Here is a 3,637-nt window from a genome sequence, read left to right on the forward strand (position 1 = left end):
CGCCGGCCTCGCCCCTGCTGGCGATGGACGGCGCGCCGGCGATGACGGCCCAGCCGGGGATCGGCCAGCCGGTCAACGGCGTGGTCCACCTCCAGCCGCAGGTGACGGCGACGGGGGTCCGCGCGCACCACATGCACGACTACTATCTGATGCCGACGATCACGGCGGTGTCGGCGCTCGTGCTCGTCCTGCTGGTGATCGTGGTGATCCGCTTCCGCGCGTCCGCCAATCCGGTGCCGTCGCGCACGTCGCACAACACCGTGCTGGAAGTCGCCTGGACGCTGCTGCCGGTGCTGGCGCTGGTGCTGATCGCGGTGCCGTCGATCGGGCTGTTGCAGGCGCAGTACAAGCCGGCGCCGGCCAACGCCGTGACGCTGAAGGCGATCGGCAACCAGTGGTACTGGAACTATCAGTATCCCGACCACGGCGGGTTCGAGGTCACCGCCAACATGCTCAAGGAACAGAGCCAGGTCGGCAAGGGCGAGCGCGCGCGCACGGACGCGGACGGCCCCCGGCTACTGGCGGCGGACAACCGGGTCGTCCTGCCGGTGGGCGTGCCGATCCGCCTCATCACCACGGCCAACGACGTGATCCACAGCTGGGCGGTTCCCGCCTTCTGGATCAAGCTCGACGCGGTGCCCGGCCGCCTGAACGAGACGAGCTTCACGATCGAGCGGCCTGGCCTCTATTTCGGCCAGTGCTCCGAACTGTGCGGCGCGCGGCACGGCTTCATGCCGATCGCGGTCGAGGCGGTGCCGCCGGCGCAGTTCGCCGCCTGGGTCCGCGCGAAGGGCGGCACGATGCCGGGCGGCGGTCCCGCCGGCGTGACGACGACCCAGCCGTCGGACAAGGTGATCCCGCAGCCCGGTGCGGCGCTGGCGCCGCAGCCGACGACCGCTTCGTACAAGACTCCGCCGGCCGGACCCGATCCGACGGCGGCCAGCACGCCCGTTCCTTCCAACCAGCGCGCCACCGGCAACCCGGCCGGCAGCGGCAACGCCGGACAGTAACGCCATGACCGACACCGCCCTCCGCCCGTTCGCCTTCGACGCTCCCCAGGCGCAGGACCATGCTGACGCCCATGCCGACCACAGGCCCGGCTTCTTCGCCCGCTGGTTCATGTCCACGAACCACAAGGACATCGGCACGCTGTACCTGATCTTCGCGATCGTCGCGGGGATCATCGGCGGGTCGATCTCCGGCCTGATGCGCATGGAGCTGGCGCATCCCGGGATTCAGTATCTGCAGGGTTGGGCGTCGCTGCTGAACGGGGGCGAGGCGAGCCTCGACCAGTCGCTCCACCTGTGGAACGTGCTCATCACCGCGCACGGCCTCATCATGGTGTTCTTCATGGTGATGCCGGCGATGATCGGCGGGTTCGGCAATTGGTTCGTGCCCATCATGATCGGCGCGCCTGACATGGCGTTCCCGCGGATGAACAACGTCAGCTTCTGGCTGCTGATCCCCGCCTTCTCGCTGCTGCTCGCCTCGCCGTTCTTCGGCGGCGCGGGCAACGGCTGGACGCTGTACGCGCCGCTGTCGACCTATGGCGAGCCGGGGCCGTCGACCGACATGGCGATCCTCGCGCTCCATCTCGCGGGCGCGTCGTCGATCCTCGGTGCGATCAACTTCATCACGACGATCTTCAACATGCGCGCGCCGGGCATGACGCTGCACAAGATGCCGCTGTTCGTGTGGTCGGTGCTCGTCACTGCCTTCCTTCTGCTCCTGGCGCTGCCGGTCCTCGCCGCGGCGATCACCATGCTGCTGACCGACCGCAATTTCGGCACCACCTTCTTCGATCCCGCCGGCGGCGGCGATCCGATCCTGTACCAGCACCTGTTCTGGTTCTTCGGCCACCCCGAAGTCTACATCATGATCCTGCCGGGCTTCGGCATCGTCAGCCAGATCATCTCGACCTTCAGCCGCAAGCCGGTGTTCGGCTATCTCGGCATGGCCTATGCGATGGTCGCGATCGGCGTGGTCGGCTTCGTCGTGTGGGCGCACCACATGTTCACCACCGGCCTGTCCGTGAACACCAAGATGTATTTCACCGCCGCGACGATGGTGATCGCGGTGCCGACCGGGATCAAGATCTTCTCGTGGATCGCGACGATGTGGGGCGGGTCGCTGTCGTTCAGGACGCCGATGATGTGGGCGATCGGCTTCATCTTCATGTTCACCGTCGGCGGCGTGACGGGCGTGGTGCTCGCCAACGGCGGCATCGACGACTACATGCAGGACACATATTACGTCGTCGCGCACTTCCATTACGTGCTCAGCCTCGGCGCGGTGTTCTCGCTGTTCGCGGGCTTCTACTACTGGTTCCCCAAGATGTCGGGAAAGATGTACAACGAGTTGCTGGGCCAAGTTCACTTTTGGGTGTTCTTCATCGGTGTGAACGTGATGTTCTTCCCGATGCACTTCCTGGGCCTGCAGGGCATGCCGCGGCGCATCCCCGACTATACCGGCCAGTTCGAGCATTGGAACACGGTCGCCAGCGTCGGCTACATGATCATGGCGGCGAGCATGGTGGTGTTCTTCGTCAACCTGGTATGGTCGCTGGCCGCGGGCCGGAAGGTCGGCGACAATCCCTGGGGCGAGGGCGCGACGACGCTGGAATGGACGCTGTCCAGTCCGCCACCCTACCATCAGTTCGAGACGCTGCCGCTGATCGACTGAGCGTCCCGGCGAAGACCTGGATACATGGGACGCCCCGGGGAGACCCGGGGCGTTTCCGTTTGGCGCCTCCCGGGCAGACCGGAACGGCAGGCGTCATCGACGAAGCGCCGCTATCGACGGCGCGGGGATCGCGTCGCTCGTGGCCGCGAGGTGATCTGGCGCAGCGTCCTGCGACGAGCGGCCTTCTCGCGGGCGACCGCAGGGCGTATGCGCCTCATCCGATGACCCCAGCCGTCGCCGCCCCGCTGCCCGCCGACTGGCGCGACTTCCTTGCGCTGACCAAGCCGCGCGTGATGACGCTGGTGGTGTTCACCGGCCTGTGCGGCATGCTCGCGGCGCCCGTCCGCGTCGACCCGGTGCTGGGGTTCACCGCCATCCTGTGCATCGCGCTGGGCGCCGGCGCGGCCGGCGCGCTGAACCAGTGGTACGAGTCGGACATCGACCTCATCATGCGCCGGACCGCCAAGCGGCCGCTGCCCGACGGCCGGATGGACCGGCCCGCGGCGCTTCAGTTCGGGGTCGGTCTCGGCGCCTTCTCCGTCATCCTGATGGGCCTTGCGATCAACGTGCCGGCGGCGGCGATCCTGGCGGTGTCGATCCTGTTCTACGTGCTGGTCTATACCGTGTGGCTGAAGCGGCGCACGCCGCAGAACATCGTGATCGGCGGCGCGGCGGGCGCGTTCCCGCCGCTGATCGGCTGGGCGGCGGCGACCGGCCATGTCGCGGCGCTGCCATTGCTGATGTTCGCGCTCGTCTTCCTGTGGACGCCGCCGCATTTCTGGGCGCTCGCGCTGTTCATCAAGTCCGACTATGCCGCCGCGGGCGTGCCGATGCTGCCCGTGGTGGCGGGCGCGCGGGCGACGCGGCACCAGATCGGCGTCTATACCGTGCTGATGTCGGCGGCCGCGCTCGCGCCCTGGGCGCTGGGGCTGGCGGGCGCGGTCTATGGCTGGGC

At 68.0% G+C, this 3,637-nt stretch carries 3 protein-coding genes; all 3 read left to right on the top strand.

Annotated elements, in window-relative coordinates:
- Positions 1–1,010, top strand: a 1,010-nt coding sequence (gene coxB, locus HUV01_RS13725) for a cytochrome c oxidase subunit II (RefSeq protein WP_174298778.1), incomplete at its 5' end; no start/stop codon positions are given.
- A 4-nt stretch (positions 1,011–1,014) separates the two neighbouring features.
- Positions 1,015–2,682, top strand: a complete 1,668-nt coding sequence (ctaD, locus tag HUV01_RS13730; RefSeq protein ID WP_174298779.1) for a cytochrome c oxidase subunit I — start codon at positions 1,015–1,017, stop codon at positions 2,680–2,682.
- Positions 2,683–2,903: 221 nt separating this feature from the next.
- A partial coding sequence (locus HUV01_RS13735; protein WP_174298780.1) for a heme o synthase occupies positions 2,904–3,637 on the top strand: 734 nt, incomplete at its 3' end.

The organism is Sphingomonas bacterium, from assembly GCF_903643035.1.
Lineage (GTDB): Bacteria > Pseudomonadota > Alphaproteobacteria > Sphingomonadales > Sphingomonadaceae > Sphingomonas.

Coding starts and splice junctions, on each gene's coding strand:
- ctaD (WP_174298779.1), top strand. CDS start 1,015: ATGACCGACACCGCCCTCCGCCCGTTCGCCTTCGACGCTCCCCAGGCG.